This window comes from Methanosarcina sp. 2.H.T.1A.6 (genome assembly GCF_000979455.1).
In the GTDB taxonomy this organism is placed as follows: domain Archaea; phylum Halobacteriota; class Methanosarcinia; order Methanosarcinales; family Methanosarcinaceae; genus Methanosarcina.
Window position 1 is genome coordinate 178,621 of record NZ_JJOY01000024.1, and the last position, 16,331, is coordinate 194,951.

16 protein-coding genes and 1 pseudogene are annotated in these 16,331 nt (G+C 42.4%); 8 read left to right on the forward strand and 9 right to left on the reverse strand.

The genetic code is table 11. The features are described 5' to 3' along the window. The first annotated feature begins 274 nt into the window (after positions 1–274). Positions 275–901, forward strand: coding sequence for a restriction endonuclease (locus EO98_RS06745; protein ID WP_048141048.1), 627 nt, complete (start codon positions 275–277; stop codon positions 899–901). A gap of 109 nt (positions 902–1,010) precedes the next feature. Here the strand turns inward: EO98_RS06745 and EO98_RS06750 are convergent, their stop codons facing one another. Both EO98_RS06750 and pheT read right to left on the reverse strand, forming a co-directional pair. After that, positions 1,011–2,291, reverse strand: coding sequence for a hypothetical protein (locus tag EO98_RS06750; RefSeq protein WP_052734535.1), 1,281 nt, complete (start codon positions 2,289–2,291; stop codon positions 1,011–1,013). Positions 2,292–3,151: 860 nt separating this feature from the next. Continuing rightward, on the reverse strand, positions 3,152–4,789 hold the full coding sequence (gene pheT / locus EO98_RS06760) for a phenylalanine--tRNA ligase subunit beta (RefSeq protein WP_048141053.1): 1,638 nt from the start codon (positions 4,787–4,789) through the stop codon (positions 3,152–3,154). A 351-nt stretch (positions 4,790–5,140) separates the two neighbouring features. Between pheT and EO98_RS06765 the strand changes: the two genes are divergently transcribed. Then, the gene (locus EO98_RS06765) at positions 5,141–5,863 is read left to right on the forward strand and encodes a diphthine--ammonia ligase (RefSeq protein ID WP_048141055.1); all 723 of its coding nucleotides are present in this window, start codon (positions 5,141–5,143) and stop codon (positions 5,861–5,863) included. 472 nt (positions 5,864–6,335) lie between these two features. Then, positions 6,336–7,079: a ribonuclease HII gene (gene rnhB, locus EO98_RS06770; protein ID WP_082098503.1), complete on the forward strand. Its 744-nt coding sequence runs from the start codon at positions 6,336–6,338 to the stop codon at positions 7,077–7,079. 45 nt (positions 7,080–7,124) lie between these two features. Here rnhB and purQ read toward each other — a convergent pair whose 3' ends face one another. After that, positions 7,125–7,823 (reverse strand): phosphoribosylformylglycinamidine synthase subunit PurQ, encoded by a 699-nt coding sequence (purQ, locus tag EO98_RS06775; RefSeq protein ID WP_048141056.1) that lies wholly within the window; start codon positions 7,821–7,823, stop codon positions 7,125–7,127. An 88-nt stretch (positions 7,824–7,911) separates the two neighbouring features. Further along, the gene (purS, locus tag EO98_RS06780) at positions 7,912–8,163 is read right to left on the reverse strand and encodes a phosphoribosylformylglycinamidine synthase subunit PurS (protein ID WP_048134940.1); all 252 of its coding nucleotides are present in this window, start codon (positions 8,161–8,163) and stop codon (positions 7,912–7,914) included. A 467-nt stretch (positions 8,164–8,630) separates the two neighbouring features. Here purS and EO98_RS19545 point away from each other — a divergent pair. Together EO98_RS19545 and EO98_RS06785 are read left to right on the forward strand one after the other, a co-directional pair. Then, positions 8,631–8,771: pseudogene (locus EO98_RS19545) on the forward strand (IS4 family transposase); the annotation flags it as partial. A 339-nt stretch (positions 8,772–9,110) separates the two neighbouring features. Next, positions 9,111–9,677, forward strand: a complete 567-nt coding sequence (locus tag EO98_RS06785) for a fasciclin domain-containing protein (RefSeq protein ID WP_235283635.1) — start codon at positions 9,111–9,113, stop codon at positions 9,675–9,677. Between the two features lie 239 nt (positions 9,678–9,916). Here EO98_RS06785 and EO98_RS06790 read toward each other — a convergent pair whose 3' ends face one another. Further along, positions 9,917–10,357 carry a pyridoxamine 5'-phosphate oxidase family protein gene (locus EO98_RS06790; protein WP_048141059.1) on the reverse strand — a complete coding sequence of 147 codons (441 nt, stop codon included), beginning with the start codon at positions 10,355–10,357 and terminating at the stop codon, positions 9,917–9,919. A gap of 371 nt (positions 10,358–10,728) precedes the next feature. Between EO98_RS06790 and EO98_RS06795 the strand changes: the two genes are divergently transcribed. Both EO98_RS06795 and EO98_RS06800 read left to right on the forward strand, forming a co-directional pair. Next, positions 10,729–11,256: a hypothetical protein gene (locus EO98_RS06795; RefSeq protein WP_048141061.1), complete on the forward strand. Its 528-nt coding sequence runs from the start codon at positions 10,729–10,731 to the stop codon at positions 11,254–11,256. A gap of 152 nt (positions 11,257–11,408) precedes the next feature. Further along, the gene (locus EO98_RS06800; RefSeq protein WP_156161048.1) at positions 11,409–11,915 is read left to right on the forward strand and encodes a CIA30 family protein; all 507 of its coding nucleotides are present in this window, start codon (positions 11,409–11,411) and stop codon (positions 11,913–11,915) included. A 50-nt stretch (positions 11,916–11,965) separates the two neighbouring features. Here the strand turns inward: EO98_RS06800 and EO98_RS06805 are convergent, their stop codons facing one another. The 3 genes from EO98_RS06805 to EO98_RS06810 form a co-directional block, all read right to left on the reverse strand. Further along, positions 11,966–12,175, reverse strand: coding sequence for a hypothetical protein (locus tag EO98_RS06805; RefSeq protein WP_048141065.1), 210 nt, complete (start codon positions 12,173–12,175; stop codon positions 11,966–11,968). After that, complete coding sequence (locus tag EO98_RS19550) at positions 12,084–12,272, reverse strand: DUF2227 family putative metal-binding protein (protein WP_156161050.1); 189 nt, start codon at positions 12,270–12,272, stop codon at positions 12,084–12,086. The genes EO98_RS06805 and EO98_RS19550 overlap by 92 nt, the downstream gene beginning before the upstream one ends. A 346-nt stretch (positions 12,273–12,618) precedes the next feature. Further along, on the reverse strand, positions 12,619–13,623 hold the full coding sequence (locus tag EO98_RS06810; RefSeq protein WP_235283636.1) for a GAF domain-containing protein: 1,005 nt from the start codon (positions 13,621–13,623) through the stop codon (positions 12,619–12,621). Positions 13,624–14,191: 568 nt separating this feature from the next. On the opposite strand from EO98_RS06810, the gene glgP reads away from it, so the two are divergent. Further along, positions 14,192–15,871, forward strand: coding sequence for an alpha-glucan family phosphorylase (gene glgP, locus EO98_RS06815; protein ID WP_048141069.1), 1,680 nt, complete (start codon positions 14,192–14,194; stop codon positions 15,869–15,871). A 250-nt stretch (positions 15,872–16,121) separates the two neighbouring features. Here the strand turns inward: glgP and EO98_RS19555 are convergent, their stop codons facing one another. Further along, positions 16,122–16,235, reverse strand: a complete 114-nt coding sequence (locus EO98_RS19555; RefSeq protein ID WP_082098504.1) for a transposase — start codon at positions 16,233–16,235, stop codon at positions 16,122–16,124. Positions 16,236–16,331: the final 96 nt, after the last annotated feature.

Below are 16,331 nucleotides of genomic sequence, written 5' to 3' on the forward strand. Positions count from 1 at the left end.
ATACCCAGACTGCGGGAAACAGTTAATAGCAAAAAAGGTGTACGAGTCTGTAGAAGATCAAAGGTCGGAAAAGTTATCAAGATTGACTTAAAAGTTAATAAAATAAACTTAAAGGTTGACCGAATGGATTAAAGGATTAATCAAATAAAGATTCAAATAAAGATTCAAATAAAGATTAATGGACTGTTCTGACCAGAATAATGTTTATGCAATGTGAAAATGGGCAGATAAGAAGTAAAAACTGCAGATTAAAAATGAAATAAGGAGACAGGTTATGAAGCTCTGGTTGCTCAAAGCCGCAGGCACTTTAGAAGACGAAGAAATAATTCGGGAGGACAGCGTGGTTACCATCGGGTGGTCCGAGTTCTCTGATTTATCGAATATTAAAAACGAAGAGCAGGTAAAAAAACTCATACTCGAAAAATATCCCGGCATGCGAGGAGATCGTTCCGGAACCTGGGCAGAGGATATCTGCTCTTTCATTACAAAAATAAAAAAAGGAGACCTTGTAGCAGTCCCCCTCAAGACCAAAAATGAGGTGCTGATCGGAAAGATTTCCGGGGACTACGAATACAGGCAGCTCAGTGACTTTATCAGCCATATAAGGAGGGTCAGGTGGCTCAAAACCCTTCCAAAAGGGGCCTTTGAAGAAGAATATAATGTGGACTTTAACTCCCCTGAAGCTCTCCTCCTGATAAAAGCAGACCCTGCAAAGCTATCAGATTTCATAGAAACAAAAAGCCTGGGAGCTCTCATCGAAGAAATGAGCTTTGCCCTTGAAGATCTGGAGTTCCTGAGGGAGCAGATGCTTGACATGGTCTACAGGCTGGCTGAAACCGAAGAAATACCTGAAGTCCGGAAAATAGCCGCAGAAATGGAAAAGATGCTGAGAGAAAAATGATTTAATGAGGGATTGGGAAAAGGGTCAAAAAGAAAAGGCAATGATTGCATATAATATGCCATTGCTTTTCCTATCATCGCCGTGGCGGTGTTAACTCCATTTCTCATCCTTAATGAACCTGTATCTGGTCGATAATCCCCTTTGCTTCATCAACCATGTAATCCGCTTCAGCAGCCGAAATCTGCTCGCATACCTTCATTTTTTCAGCGAGATGAATGAAGGATTTAAGCATGGAAACGGCTTTTGCATCATCTCCTTTTTCGTGGAAACCTTTCGATGTATCAAGAAGCTCAGTAAGAGCGTTTTTTGTCAGCACATGGCATTTGTAGGTATTTTCCACATACTCCCTGAGAGCCTTCATTCCCTCCAGAGCCGGCACCTCAGCCGAAGCAAGAGTAAACATGTAGATATCGGGGTTTCCATTGCGGTCATCCTGCCACACTATCCGGTCCCCATATATATCTGGAGCCCCATGATAAACGGCTTCATCGCTGGTTATCGGTATTTCCCTGGAACTGGAGATTTCATACATGTAGATGTCTGGGAACACCATTCCATACATCAACACTATCCTGTCTTCGTAGATTGCCGGGCTCCACGCATCGGCGGCAATGAAAGTCAGTTCTGAAGTAGAAAGGTTATACATCCAGACTAAATCGCCTGCCCCTTCACTCATATACACTATCCTATCCCCGTAGATAGCAGGCCCGTATTCAAGAAAACCTCCATCTCCTGCGATCTGAGTTTCCGTGGAAGTAGAAAGGTTGTACATGTAGATGTCGACGATGTAGGTATCCGCATTTCCATTCCGCTCATCTGTCCAGACTATCCTGTCCCCATAGATAGCAGGCCCTCTCTGGTTCGATTCGTTGGTGGTTATCTGAGTTTCGATGGAACTGGAGATATTAAACATGTAGATATCCGCATTTCCATTCCTATCATCTGTCCAGACTATCCTGTCCCCGTAAATAGCAGGCCCACTTTGATTCGATTCGTTTGTGGTTATCTGAGTTTCGGTGGAACTGGAGAGGTCGTACATGTAGATATCCGCATTTCCATTCCTATCATCTGTCCAGACTATTCTGTCCCCGTAAATAGCAGGCCCGCTCTGGTTTGATTCACTGGTGGTAATCTGAGTTTCGGTGGAACTGGCAAGGTCGTACATGTAGATATCCCAGTTTGGATCGTAAATGTAGGCATCATAATATCCATTGCGGTCATCCTGCCACACAATCCGTTCACCATAGATCTCGGGACCCATCTGGCTTGAGTTATTGGTAGTGATCTGAGTTTCAATACCCTGTGCCATATCCGCAGACGCGGTCGCACAGATGAAAGGCAAAAAGAATAAAGCTACAACTATTGAACACAGCCTTTTTCCGGTTTTCATTTTTATTCTCCCAGGATTCTGAAAATTAGTTTTCTTTGGTTGTTGGTTATTAGTTGTCTTTTTCTTTCCTTATTCAGTGTTTAGCACTCACAATCGTCCATTCCAGTAAAAATCAATATCAATATGCCTATTTTTCAAAAATCAAACAGATCTTATAAATATAGGCATACAACTGGCAAGACCATATTAATAAGTATATAATGACAATTATATATAATAACCACTGGTAATAATATATCGGCAGCCCCTGCTTAATTTGCAGATATTATTCAAAATATCCAAAAAGCAAATTTTTTGTATTTATTTTCTGACTTTTAGGGATGAAGCTTTCTTGTCAGCTACGTAAGAAAAATAATAACAGGTAATCATGCTGTTATTAAGAAAAAGCGTGTGTTATGGGAAACGCCTTCCCTACTCGAAGAATATTTCCCTTGTTCCCGGAAACCGCACTTTAATCCACAGATAAAATTTCAAACTACAGGTAAATACAAGCTGCTCCACCAGCTTGTCTGGCGGCCCTGCAAAAAAGAGGAAAGAAGAAAGAAGAAAGAAATAGAGAGAAAGAAGAAAGAAGAAGCTGGGAAAGAAGAAAGAAATAGAGAGAAAGAAGAAAGAAGAAGCTGGGAAATGTAGTAAAAGGCAATAAAAGCAGATTTGGACTCTTATTTGCCTATTCTTTACTTTTTCTTCTTATTTGTTTGCAAGACCGCTTTCCTGCGTCAAGCGTGAAAAGAACGACTTGATATAGTGAATAAGGTTAAATCAATTGAAATAGTCCATTTAAAAGTTAATTAAAAAAATCAGTTAAAAAAGTAAAGTTTAAAAGGTTAATTAAAAATAGGAAAAATTAACCTTCTAAATTAAATATTTTTACCTATAAGGTCATTCAGGTCAAGTTCAAACCCTACAACGGCGTATCCGAGCGCGAAGTTGTTTATTACTTCGGGGTGGAGTTCTCCAAAGACTCCGAGCTTTTTGCCGTTGACATAAACATCTGCCCGCCTGCCTTCAAGAAAAGCCGGGTCTTCGGACTCTTTTACCTCGTAGGGAAGCATCATTTCTCTCATGAAGGCATCTACAACTTCATAGATCTCGGTGAAGTTTGCCTGCGGGTGGATCGAGACTGCTGCTACGTGCTGACCGGTTGTTTCGTTGCTTACGACTTCTCCGAACTCGAAGATTTTCTGCGGGAGTTCCCTATGCTGGTTTAAGGCAAGGATTTCAAGAAGGTTAGGAAGCACGGTTGTCCTGAGCATTGTCTGGTCTTCGCTTATCGGGTGAAGCACGTGGGTAACGTCATCGGTCTTTTGCCTGCGCATGTTTTCAAAGTTGACCTTTTCGCTGGTAAGCGTAAAAGGCATAACCTCATAATATCCAAGCCCGACAATTATTTCGTTTACCGAAGCCCGCATCAGGGAAATCGGGTGGGACTTGCCTGCGGTATAGGTCTCAGGGACCCTTACTTTGATATTCTCATAGCCGTACCCTTTGGCAATGTCCTCTACAAGGTCATAGTTGTGCAGGATATCTGCCCTGTAAGCAGGCACCTTTACCTCAACGGTTTCCGCATCAAGGGCGCGTGCTCCAAAGCGCATCCGCTCAAGCTGTTTTACGATCTTTTCAACTGAGAGTTCCATGCCTATCAGGGATTTTACCTCGCCTGTGGTAAGCAGCCGGGTTTTGGGCTCAAGGTCAGGCAGGACAAGTTCTTCGCCCCCGGGGCGGATTAGCCTTACGAACTCGATCTGCCCCCCTCTTTCTGCAAGGGCTGTAACAACAATATTCAAAGCCGTGTATACAGCTCCCCCGAGGCCTGTAACATCAATGAAAAGGTCGGTTGTGCTTTCGGTCACGGACGTAAGTGTACCGTTGATGATGGGCGGGAAGGACAGCACATTGTCATTTGCGTCCAGGATGATCGGGTATTTGTCAAAACCCCTGACGAGATGGGCAAACCTTGTGCCTTTCGGGTGCTTATCCAGGATTTCCGTCATGCTCATCTTTTCAGTGTAATCGAGAGGCACGAACTCAAATCCGGGATCTACTGCCATATAGCGGAAAGGAGCCTTCACATTTTTAAGGTCATGGACCCCGATGGAAACTTTTTTCCTGTTTCTCCCAAGGCCCCAGTGCAGGTCTTCCTGCAGGTCCATGAGGGACTTGATGGAAGAGGATGTAAACTTTACTCCCCTTACAACCGCACACCCGAGGAAGGGCCTGATCTTCAGGATATCCTCACTGACAGATATGGATACCTCGTAAGGCTTTATCTCATATTCGGGAAGCCCGGTCTCAAGGTCCAGAAAACCCCGCATTGCCCTGGATGCCCCTTCCACGCTGTAAAGGTCAGGCCTGTCAGGGAAGAACTCGATATCGACGTACTCGTCTTCAATTCTTTCGATATCGGCCCCTATCATGGGCACCCTTTTTATGATGGTTTCCTTATCTATTCCTGTGAGTTTCTCAAGGTCTTCATAATGCAAGGTGATTACTGGCATGGGGAATTCATCTCATCTGTTGCTAGCTAACTTAACCCCAAACATACTCAACTTTAGATTTAATGCTTTTGTTTTACGGGGTGTTTGAAAGGTCTCAGAGTAAACAGTATCTCCGAAGTCTCAGAGTAAACAGTATCTCCTAATGTTATATGGCTTTTGCATGCAGCAAGCTAATTTTAATGACAAAAGTAGAATTATTCCCATATTTTGCGGGGTCACTATCAATGGCTCCCTGTTGATCCTGCTGATGTACGGAAAGAGACCCGGCCTCAGGAGATTTTGAGGAATATTAGGGCAGAGAGCTGGTGAATAACAAAAGCTTTTTTTTCAGATGGTGCATGTGTATGGGAGATGTGCAACAATCCCATTTCAACTAAGAACGAGAAAAGCAAAAACGAGAAAAGCAAGAACGAGAAAAGCAAGGTGGTTGTTTCCTGGACCGGAGGGAAGGACGGTTGCCTTGCATGTTACGGGGCAATTTCGGAAGGTTTTGAGGTCTCCCACCTCCTGAACTTCAGAGAAATCCAGAGGCGCGGTTCCCATGACATCAATCCTGCCCTGCTTTATGCACAGGCTGAAGCTCTTGGAATTCCCCTTATCCATAAGGACTTTATTTCATATGAACAGGAATTCAAAAAAGTGGTCCGTGATTTAAGGGATAGCGGGGAGAAAATAGACGGGGCGGTTTTCGGGCATATCGAGACGCACAAGAACCTTGTAGACAGGATCTGCGGGGAACTGGACCTTGAGTTAATAATGCCGCTCTGGCAGAGAAATTCCGAACAGATTCTAAATGGCCTCATAGATTTGGGGTTTGAGGTGATCCTGCTCAGCGTCAAAGCCGAGTTGTTAGGGAAAGAGTGGCTGGGCCGAAAGATCGATGAAAATTTTATATGCGACCTGAAAAAGCACAATCCTTCAATCGATCCCTGCGGTGAAAACGGGGAGTTCCATACTTTTGTTATCGACGGCCCGCTGTTCAAAAACAAAATAAAGGTCATGGAGAGTGAAATGGTCTTGAGGGAAGGCTACTGGTTCCTGGAGATCTCAAAGTTCGAGGCCGAGAAAAGATAAGCCTGCACTTTCGGCTTTCGGCTTTCATCTTTTATCTTTTATCATGCCTATTTCATTCCGGCTCCTACCATTTTTTACTCGTGTGATATTGCCCTCAAACCGCAAATTTTCAATGGTTTTAGACGGTTGTAGATCATTTATTTCAATCCACACACCCGAGTGGGGTGCGACAATTATGTGTAATTTTCCCGGTGTAGATGTTATTTCAATCCACACACCCGAGTGGGGTGCGACAATCGCAGATCGACGAACTCTATGCGAAATATAGACATTTATAAACTCTACACAAATCAGCTGCAGAAAACTGAAAATGAATAAACAAAAATGTGTCAAGCCATTAAGTTCAAATCAATGGAGGTTTGTTTTTAGAGGATTCTTATAGAGTCCTGTTTAATACTTTGAAAAAATATACCTTTACCTACTTTCATAAAGTAAAAAAACTTTCTTCCTTCAAATCAGGAGACAGCCGAGAATGATTATCGCAGGAATTGATGAAGCCGGAAAAGGTCCGGTAATCGGGCCCATGTGCATAGGAGGCGTAAAAATCGATGAATCTAAAGCCCATATCCTCAAGGTGCTGGGGGTTGCGGATTCCAAGAAGCTGACGCCGAAAAAAAGGGAGCAGCTTGCAGCCCAGATTAAAAAACATGCAGACGGCTTTTTTGTCCTTGAGATCAGCCCCTCTCAGATTGACGAGCTCCGGAAAATTATGACAATGAACGAGATCATGGTTGTCTGCTTTGCAAAAGTGCTTGAACAGCTGAAACCGGATATTGTGTATGCCGATGCTGCTGACGTAAAAGCCGAACGCTTTGCCGAAAACCTTCGCAGGCAGTATGCAAAAACCAGTCCTGACCATGCAAAGAAAATAGAGATCGTTTCCATGCACCAGGCAGATGCAACGTATCCTGTAGTTTCGGCAGCTTCTATCATTGCAAAAGTGCGCAGGGACGAGCTTATCGAGGAGCTCAAGAAAGAATGGGGCATGGATTTCGGAAGCGGCTATCCTTCGGACCAGAAGACAAAAGATTTCCTGTTGAAATGGGGAGAAGAACACCACGGAGAGTTTCCCGCTATCGTCAGGCAGTCCTGGAAGACTGTGGAAAACATAAGAGAAGAACTAAACAGAAGAGAAGAACTAAACATAAAGGAAGAACTAAACATAAAGGAAGAACTAAACATAAAGGAAGAACTGGATAAAGCCGGGAAAAAGTGAAGGTATGAAAGCCGGGAAGCTAATAAATAAAAAATAAAAAGCGGATTAGAAGTTTTCAGTAATATAATCCGCCATTGACTCGAAAATCCGCCTGCCGTCATCGGAACCAAGGATCGATTCGGAAGCTCTTTCCGGATGGGGCATGAGGCCGAGAATGTTTCTTGAAGCGTTTACTATTCCTGCGATGTTTTCCAGGGAGCCGTTGGGATTGGCTTTATCCGTTGCTCTTCCTTTTTCGTCTACGTAACGGAAAACAACCTGTTCGTTTTCGTCAAGGTCTGCCAGGGTCTGTTCTTCAGCAAAGAACTTGCCTTCCATGTGGGCGATGGGCATCCTTATAACCTCGCCTTTCCTGAACTTCGAGGTAAAGGGAGTATCAGTGGTCTCAACTCTGAGATTGGCCCCGTGGCACCTGAATTTTGGGTACTCGTTTGTGGTAAGAGCCCCTTCGAGAAGCCGGGCTTCGGTCAGCACCTGGAAACCATTGCAGATCCCGAGCACAGGTTTTCCTTCGGCTGCGATTTTTTTTACGGAATCCATAATCGGAGTTCGGGCTGCAATCGCCCCTGCTCTGAGGTAATCTCCGTAGGAAAAGCCGCCCGGAACAACGACTCCGTCAAAGCCGGTCAGGTTTTCGTCTTTGTACCAGACAGTTTCGGCATCCACACCAACCACGTCTTTAAGGACATGAAGTACGTCCATGTCGCAGTTTGTGCCTCCGAACTGAATAATGGCAATCTTCATTTTTTTCCCTCAACCTTACTTTAGTATTTTCAAAAAATTTAGCCTTCTGGATTTTATTCTTCAATCCCTTTATTCCTGCAGGGAGCCCTCAGTTAAGTTCCTTGAGCTTTATAGTGTAGTTGTGGATGAGTGGGTTTGCAATAAGCTTCTGGCACATCTCATCAACCTTCTGCTCCGCAACTTCTGCAGATTCGGCTTCGAGCACTATTTCATACAGTTTTGCGGTCTTTACGCTTTCAACTGCATATCCAAGGTGTCCGAGCGCCCTTTTAGCGGTGGTGCCTTCAGGGTCAAGCATGCCTGCTTTCTGTTCAATAGTTACTGTTGCCTGGTACTGCATCTTTTTAAGCCTCAATTTTGAATTTTTAAATTAATCGGACTTTCACCTGCTTTTCGGTAGCCTGAATGCAACATCAGGTGAAATATGAGGTGAACTTAAAGGTAAACAATTTCCGGTCTGCACCATAATAATATAAGATGCTTGATTTTTCTAACCTATATTCTTTATCTATTTTTAGGTGTTGGATGATTTTGAACTCCTCTTGCCAGCACCGATTTCAGGGGAAATAAGGTTGAAAGTTATTTAATCTTATGGGTCTTAGCTTGTTTTAGATGCCGGTTGAGCTCGGTGAGGGTCAAAAATATAAAAAATGAACAAAAACTAATTCATGCGTCATCGGTTAAGCGTTAGAAACCCACTCCAGTATGCGTTTTTATATTAATTCTCTAAATATTAGTGCATCTTTCTCTAAATATTAGTGCATCTATGCCTCCTCGCTCCCTACTCTTGAAGACTCTCTTCGGGAAATGTTTCCCAAAGAGTGGTTAAGGCAAACTACCAAAGAAACTGGTCTGATAGTACGTGAGCGTAAAATTGACCCTGTCATCATCTTTTGGGTTCTAACTTTCAGTTTAGACAGCCTGTTAAAAAAGCTTTTTTTGAGCATTAATTCCAAAAAGATACTCATTTTAGCTCATAAACTTTAAATTATGCCTATTTTAGCTCATAATTTCAAAAATAACTTAAATAACCAATAAAATAAAAAAAATACTGTTGTTAATTCCGAAATTTAAAATAGACGCTTATTTTAGTTTAGAAATTTAAAATAGACACTTATATCAGTTCAAAACTTAAAAATGAGCGTTTATATGGGTTTAATGTCAGATAACGTTATATAAATATTCGCATATATCCTATGTGAAAATATACAATGCAGTATACAATCTTATATATATTTTTATTGTACAGGGGGAAAAATTATCAGGAAAATTAGACTTATTGTAGCATTGCTTATAGCAGTGGTCCTGTTTGCTTCCGGCTGTTCAAGCCCGACACAGGAAGTGGAAAACGAAACCGGTGGAATGGTCGAAGAAGTAACTGAAGGAGCAGGAGATATTGCTGAAGAAGCAGAAGATATAGCTGGCGAAAATAAAACCGAAACAGTGCCGGATAAGAATATCGTTCAAACTGCGGAAGATGCAGGTTCTTTCAAAACTCTTGTTACGGCCATAAAAACTGCAGGGCTTGAGGAGACCCTTAGCGGCGAAGGTCCCTTCACGGTCTTTGCCCCGACAGATGAGGCTTTTGCAGCCCTTCCGGCAGGTACGCTCGACAGCCTTCTCAAAGATAAGGAAGCCCTGACCAGAGTGCTTACTTACCACGTGGCCTCCGGAAAGTATATGGCTGCTGATGTTGTGGACATGACATCCATAAAAACGCTTGAAGGAAGCGAACTCCCAGTAGATACAACCGAAGGGGTAAAAGTAGGGGATGCAAATGTCACTGCAACGGACATAGAAGCCAGCAACGGAGTCATCCACGTAATAGACAAAGTGCTGATTCCACCGCAATAATCGTATTTCCGAAAACAGTATTTCTGAAATCAGTATTTCTGAAAAACGACCTTTTTTACATTTTTTATTTATTCCTGTTTGTTGGATTTTCATTTTCGGATATTATATTTTAAAAAAAATATCGTTTTTTGGATTTTGAAAGAAAAACAAAAAATATCGTTTTTTAGCTAACCCTTTAATGTTCATAAACCCTTAGCAGGAAACCCTTTACATCTTTTGATTTAGCGGTTAGTTGACTCTTAGAAATCCACTTTTGCCCTGTACCAGAATTCAACACTGTAATCAAGGAAATAAACAACTTCGGGTTCGACTTTTATCAGGATGGTATAGGGGTCAGGAGGCATATCAGCAGTAATCGGGAATTTTGCTGTCATGATTTCTCCGATTCTCCGCAGATCCCCTTCATCGGTCACTATCGAGGCTTTACCTTCCACCTGGAGGGCCTGCATACCAAACCAGTCAGGTTCGTCTTCATCAACCGTATAAGCCACATCCGGGTTGTTCGTTATGTTCCGGACTTTTCGGGTGTCTTTATTGGTCGCAAAATAAACAGTTGCGTTTTCGGAAACATATGCCATAGTATGGGCCATTGGTTTTCCTTCCGGGCTTACGGTTGCCAGGTTAAGGTAGTAATGAGTTGCAAGGTACTCGTAAATCTTTTCTTTGAGCTCGTCTGTCATCTTCCCCCACCAGTTTGTAGTATTACTCAGTATAACTTCTTTTATAAGCCTTTTATAAGCCTCATATTTCGAACCCGCAAGATATCTGCATATCCTGCAATGCCTCTGATCCCATAACAGGAAAAAAACTCTACTCCCTGTTCACGGCCGTTTTCCCTATACAATTTATAGAAACAAAACTTATAAATTTTGCTTATTAAATTTTGCTTATTAAATTTTGCTTTAAATTTTGCTTATAATTATCAGTTCTTATTCTGAGCCAGCCTGCTAGGTTGAAGCCTACTCTTTCAAAAATATATACTACATAATATAATTTCCTGTTAATATATGTATTTAGAAATCCATTATGGAACTGTAGGGGGAGACCATCAATGAATTCTAATATGCAAAAAATTTCAATATTCTGGAAAATTTCTTGTTTCTGTTTAATATTTTTACTGATAGCTACAGCAGCATCTCCTGCAGCCAGCTTGGAATCTGATGTTTCCGATCAGGGAGAAGAGAGGCAGACAGACGTTATGGATGTGGAAGTCAGAGTCAATCCTGACAAAGATGTCAACTGTGTGAAAACAATGGAGTTGGGAAGTACGAAGATTGCGGTCCTGGGATCGGCCGAACTGGATGTTGAAAAAATACTGGAAAACTCAGTAAAGGTAAGTTCGGTAAAGTCGGCAGGGGAAGTGGAACCGTATGCTATGGAATACAGAGACATTGATTCTGACGGGTATAAAGACCTCGTTATGAGCCTTGATTGTCATGAACTGATGACTCAGCTGGATCTTAGAAAATGCTTCTGCAGGGAAGTACCCTTAAATGTCAGAGCCGTACTTGAAGAAGACGCAGGAGCAAAAACAATAGAAGGTAGCGATACGACCCTTATCCTTCCGCGCTTCAGGTGATGGACAGTTCCACCCCCGAAGGTTCCGGAGAATCCCATTAATATTCGACATCATGAGATGTATTTTTTCGATATATCAACTGTACAGGACCGAAAAAAGCAAATATTAGGGGTGAGTTGCAATTCTATAAAGATTATAATAAACATAAAGAAGTGAAGAAAAAAATGTTTGTCTTTGATTTCAAAAACCCGGCAGAAACCCTTAAATGGGTCAGTATGGACGATAGGGTGATGGGCGGGACTTCAAGAAGTCATCTGGTTTATACCGGAGGAAAAGCCCACTTTAAAGGGGAGGTAGAACTGAATGAGGAACTGCTGGGATTCGCTTCTGTGCGCTCTAAAAACGATACATTTGACCTGAAAGCCTTTGAAGGCGTCCTTCTCCGGGTAAAAGGAGACGGGAAGACCTACAGGCTTAACATGAAGACCGAAAGGCACCACGACGGGTTCCTGTACCAGCATATATTTGAAACCCGGGAAGGGCAGTGGATAGATGTTGAAATTCCTTTTGGAAAGTTCCTTCCCTTCTTCAGAGGCAAGAAAATGGAGAACGCTGCACCTCTAAACCCCGAAGATATCAGATCCTTTGGTTTCATGATTGCCGGACAGAAAGGAGATTTTGATCTGGAAATTGAGCACATAAAAGTGTACGGTAAGTAATAGTTATCAAGATTAAGTTATCAAGATTGATGTTTTTTTCCAGCCAGTAGTTATTGCTTCGTGTGCATAATTTTACTCCACACAAAGTTTGAGAGGCAATGAACCTCCATTGAAAGCACAGGCTCGAAAAGCATCGCCGATCTCGCCCAAACAGGAAGCCTGCCAGCATCAAGGTCTAAAAGGATGAGGGGATAGAGCAAAACTAAAAGGGCGAGGGTGAGGATCACAGGGCCGAATACCGGATGGTGCAAAATTCCCATGTGCCCGAAAAACCGCTGGTGGGGTGTGCCAGATTACCTTTAAGACTCCCCAGCGCCGGCATGTGCTGCTCTTTATGTCAAGGTCCGGACTAAAAATAAAGTCCCAAAGCGATAGGCAAGTGAAATAATAAGTATTCTCCGGCTTTCCAGGTAACTTTCAGGGAAGGGAAGAATTGGTCTTTCCAGAAAGGAAAAGAGACTCATAGTACAGGAACAGTACAGCTAAGAACTGAAATTTTGAAGTTATATTTTTATCATTCCTAAGTTTATTTAATCATGCGTTTTTCCGGATGGTACGTTTTTATACCTGTTTTCCGTTTTTTCGAAAAACTGAGGTGTTTTTGGATTTAGGGCTGAAAACTAAATACAAATCGGCTATTATATATAAAATAAATTGGATAAAACAGGACGGTAGGGGGTAGAAGTCTAAATGGAAGAAGCAATCAAGCCTTTCGCTTCTTCACACAGTCTTTTAGTTTTTCTTCAAGCCGGATCCGTGAGATAAAAACCCCAAACTGGGTCGCAATGGTTTCAATAACCGTGCGCACACTATCCGAAAGCTCATATTCCATCCTCGAGGAAAGATAAAAGGCGGCAATAACCTTTTTTTCAGACTTTACAGGAATTATTGCCGTAGCCCTGAGGTTTTCCTGCCGGAGCACATCATCTCTGGAGGTGAGAAGAAGGTCTATATGCTGCTTATAGACAGGCTGCCCTATCATAACGAGCTTGGCATTTGGAGAATTTGCATTATAATAAGAGGCATTATCGACAAAAGTATGAGATAGACCACGATGGATGGCAAGAGTCATATCGCCGGTCTCTTCATCTACCAGATAGATACCACCGGCATTGATTTCATCTATCTGAAGGCACGAATCAAGCAGCCTGTCAAGCGTCTCATCCAGGTAAGTCGAAGTGCTCAGAGCGATTCCAAGGTCCCTCTGGATATAAAGCAGCTTCTCTTTTCGTTTTCTTTCGGTAATATCAAGAATTATGCCTTTAAGGTACTTTACGACCCCATTCTCATCGGCTTCGATAAAAGTTCTTTCATCAACCCAGCGTACTTCCCCGGACTTTGTCAATATCTGGTATTCCTGAGAGAAATCAACGTTGTCTTCTTCAATCCTTCTTGAGAGCTCTCTTTCAACCCTTTCCAGGTCGTCAGGATGCACAATGTTCCCATACAGAAGTTTTCCTGATGTGAATTCTTCTACCGTATACCCGAACTGCTTTATGTTCTCAGAAACAAACTCTGCAGGCCAGTACTTCTCTGGTCGCCATAGGAAAACAGTGACAGGAACTTTATTTATTACTGAGATCAGTTCCTTTGCCATCTCAAGTGCATTGCATAAAGCCATCTCATTGAGATATTTGGAGGACTTTTGCCTGCCATTATTTCCGTTTTTAGCCGAGTTCGAAGCCGCTTTAGCCATCTTATTCTCCATACAGGAACCTTTTACAGGAAACTATGAGAAAATTTCACATATTTAGTCTTTTTGCTATAACTACATAGAAACACACAATTAATTAAAAAGATTGTGGTTTGAACTTCCAGATGTATCATGATGCAGAGGCTCATTAATGTTTGAACGATGTAATGTCTAAACCTGGTAATTAGCAGGAAAAAATTAAAACCAGGAGAAAAATATATATACTAAACTTAAACTCGGCTTATTAGGAAGTCGGGAGTTTCAGGTAAGATATATAATATAAGTTTCTTTACAAATTCTTTTAAACAAGTTTCTTTACGAATTCTTTTACTGTCTTATCCTGCCATTCCTCTATTATTACGAAAATTAGTCATTGAGAAACTGGTACTGGTTTATTTAAAGATTGATTTGACTTTTTAAGTCAATTCAATAGGTCAATTTAATATATCACCGGAGACATCTTTATAAAGATAATTTTAACAGATAAATATAGTGGTAATTATTTAAAACATTTACGAAAGGCGATTACCAGAGACTTTTTTAGTGCACCTGTGAGAAAATAAAGAAAGGGGGATTTACAAATATGGAAGATAGTTTTCAAGGAGTATTGAAAGGACAGAAAATTGCTTATTTTTCCATGGAAATAGGGCTTCGCAATGAAATCCCTACCTATGCGGGAGGGCTGGGCGTACTTGCAGGCGATACGATTCGCTCGGCTTCAGACCTTAATATTCCGCTTGTAGCTGTAACTCTGGTTAGCAATAAAGGATATTTCAGGCAAAGCCTTGACGCCTCCGGAAGCCAGACAGAGCAGACTGAAGAGTGGGACCCTTCACATTTGATGACCAAAATGCAGCAGGAAGTGAGCGTTGAAATTCAGGACAGGGAGGTTAAAATCCAGGCGTGGCACTATAACTGCAAGAGTCTGACAGGTGGCTGCGTACCCATTGTTTTTCTCGATACCAATGTCGAAGGGAACTCATGGGAAGACCGCGGGATCACCGATTTTCTTTATGGGGGTGAACATCCCTACAGGCTCAGGCAGGAAATTGTACTCGGGATAGGGGGAGTGCGGATGCTTGATGCACTTGGCTTTAAGATCCGAAAATACCATATGAATGAAGGGCACTCAAGCCTGCTTGCTCTGGAACTTTTAAGACGCAATGGCAAAGATCCTACGAAAGTAAAGGACCTCTGTATTTTTACTACCCATACTCCTGTAGAAGCAGGGCATGACAAGTTCGATTATGGGCTTGTGGAAGACCTGATCCGGGATAAAAACGATGTGGTAATCCTCCGAAGGTTTGGAGGGGCAGACCGTTTTAATACGAGCCTGTTTGCCCTTAACCTGTCCAACTATGTCAACGGCGTCACAAAACGGCACAGCCTGGTCTCAAGCGAACTCTTTCCCGGATATTCAATCCAGGCAATAACAAACGGTGTCCACTCCTATACCTGGACCTGTTCTTTTTTCAGGCAACTTTTTGACCGCTATCTTCCGGGCTGGGCAAATGAACCCGAACTCCTGGTAAGGATCGGAGGAATCCCGGATGACGAGATCTGGGAAGCTCACTGGAATGCAAAAAAAACGCTCATAGATGAGGTTAACAAAAGAACAGGGGCGTGCATGGACTATGAGACCCTGACAATAGGTTTTGCACGGCGTATGACAGAGTATAAACGCGCAACATTAATCCTCTCCGACCTTGAAAGGCTCAGAAAGATAAACAGGAGAGGCAGGATTCAGCTTATCTTTGCAGGCAAAGCCCATCCGCATGACGAGGCTGGAAAACAGCTCATAAGAGATATTTTCAAAACCATAGAAACGCTCCGGAACGAGATCCAGATCGTCTTTCTGGAAAATTATGATATGGACCTGGCCGCTAAACTGGTTTCCGGAGTTGACCTCTGGCTGAACACTCCAACTCGCCCTTATGAAGCCTCGGGCACAAGCGGCATGAAAGCTGCCCATAATGGGGTCGTAAATTTTAGTATACTTGACGGCTGGTGGATTGAAGGGTGGATCGAAGGGGTAACTGGCTGGTCCATAGGACCTCAGCCTGAAGAACATCTTTCCGTAGAAGAGGCCAGGCTCTCTGAGCTTGATGACCTTTACAACAAACTCTACTACATCATCGTCCCCATGTATTACGACCGCAAAGATGAATGGTTTAAACTGATTAACAACTCAATAGGTATGGTTGCATATTATTTCAACAGCCACAGGATGATGCGGCGTTATGTAACTCATGCTTATCTGTGAACTTCAGGGATCAGGCCGCCCTGAAATCGGACGGCATTATTCCAGAAGCCATAAAGAACCGCAGCCGACCTCATTTCTATAATCCTAAATTAGACATTATATAAATGATTTTTTATATTCCATTTTTTTCATCCAGATGAATTATTCTGAAAAAGCCGCGCTGATAGCGCGGTAAATTTCCATGAAGATGCCTCATCTATTACTGGATTAAACAACTTTGCTTGTACAACAGCTCTCCCCAAAACCCATCTTAGCAATGATCGGGATGCCTAAAGTTCTCTACATCGCCAAGTTCAGCCCGGATCATAGCTGCAATTAAATCGCTAATTCCTGGAATTGTCTGAAGATAATGCTTATCCTTCATCTTTTTCCATGTCGTTAAAATCCTGGTTTCCACTTCTTTTATCTGGTTTTCTGTGTATTCAATCTAAGCAGGGACTCTATTTCAAATTATAAAGCC

What these genes read in the sequence shown, in the direction of transcription:
- purS (WP_048134940.1), bottom strand. Translation starts at nt 8,163, where the DNA reads ATGCAGTACCAGGCAACAGTAACTATTGAACAGAAAGCAGGCATGCTT.
- EO98_RS06750 (WP_052734535.1), bottom strand. Translation starts at nt 2,291, where the DNA reads ATGAAAACCGGAAAAAGGCTGTGTTCAATAGTTGTAGCTTTATTCTTT.
- EO98_RS06810 (WP_235283636.1), bottom strand. Translation starts at nt 13,623, where the DNA reads ATGGAGAATAAGATGGCTAAAGCGGCTTCGAACTCGGCTAAAAACGGA.
- EO98_RS06765 (WP_048141055.1), top strand. Translation starts at nt 5,141, where the DNA reads ATGTGCAACAATCCCATTTCAACTAAGAACGAGAAAAGCAAAAACGAG.
- pheT (WP_048141053.1), bottom strand. Translation starts at nt 4,789, where the DNA reads ATGCCAGTAATCACCTTGCATTATGAAGACCTTGAGAAACTCACAGGA.
- rnhB (WP_082098503.1), top strand. Translation starts at nt 6,336, where the DNA reads ATGATTATCGCAGGAATTGATGAAGCCGGAAAAGGTCCGGTAATCGGG.
- EO98_RS19555 (WP_082098504.1), bottom strand. Translation starts at nt 16,235, where the DNA reads ATGAAGGATAAGCATTATCTTCAGACAATTCCAGGAATTAGCGATTTA.
- EO98_RS06790 (WP_048141059.1), bottom strand. Translation starts at nt 10,357, where the DNA reads ATGACAGACGAGCTCAAAGAAAAGATTTACGAGTACCTTGCAACTCAT.
- EO98_RS06795 (WP_048141061.1), top strand. Translation starts at nt 10,729, where the DNA reads ATGAATTCTAATATGCAAAAAATTTCAATATTCTGGAAAATTTCTTGT.
- EO98_RS06805 (WP_048141065.1), bottom strand. Translation starts at nt 12,175, where the DNA reads ATGGGAATTTTGCACCATCCGGTATTCGGCCCTGTGATCCTCACCCTC.
- purQ (WP_048141056.1), bottom strand. Translation starts at nt 7,823, where the DNA reads ATGAAGATTGCCATTATTCAGTTCGGAGGCACAAACTGCGACATGGAC.
- EO98_RS06745 (WP_048141048.1), top strand. Translation starts at nt 275, where the DNA reads ATGAAGCTCTGGTTGCTCAAAGCCGCAGGCACTTTAGAAGACGAAGAA.
- glgP (WP_048141069.1), top strand. Translation starts at nt 14,192, where the DNA reads ATGGAAGATAGTTTTCAAGGAGTATTGAAAGGACAGAAAATTGCTTAT.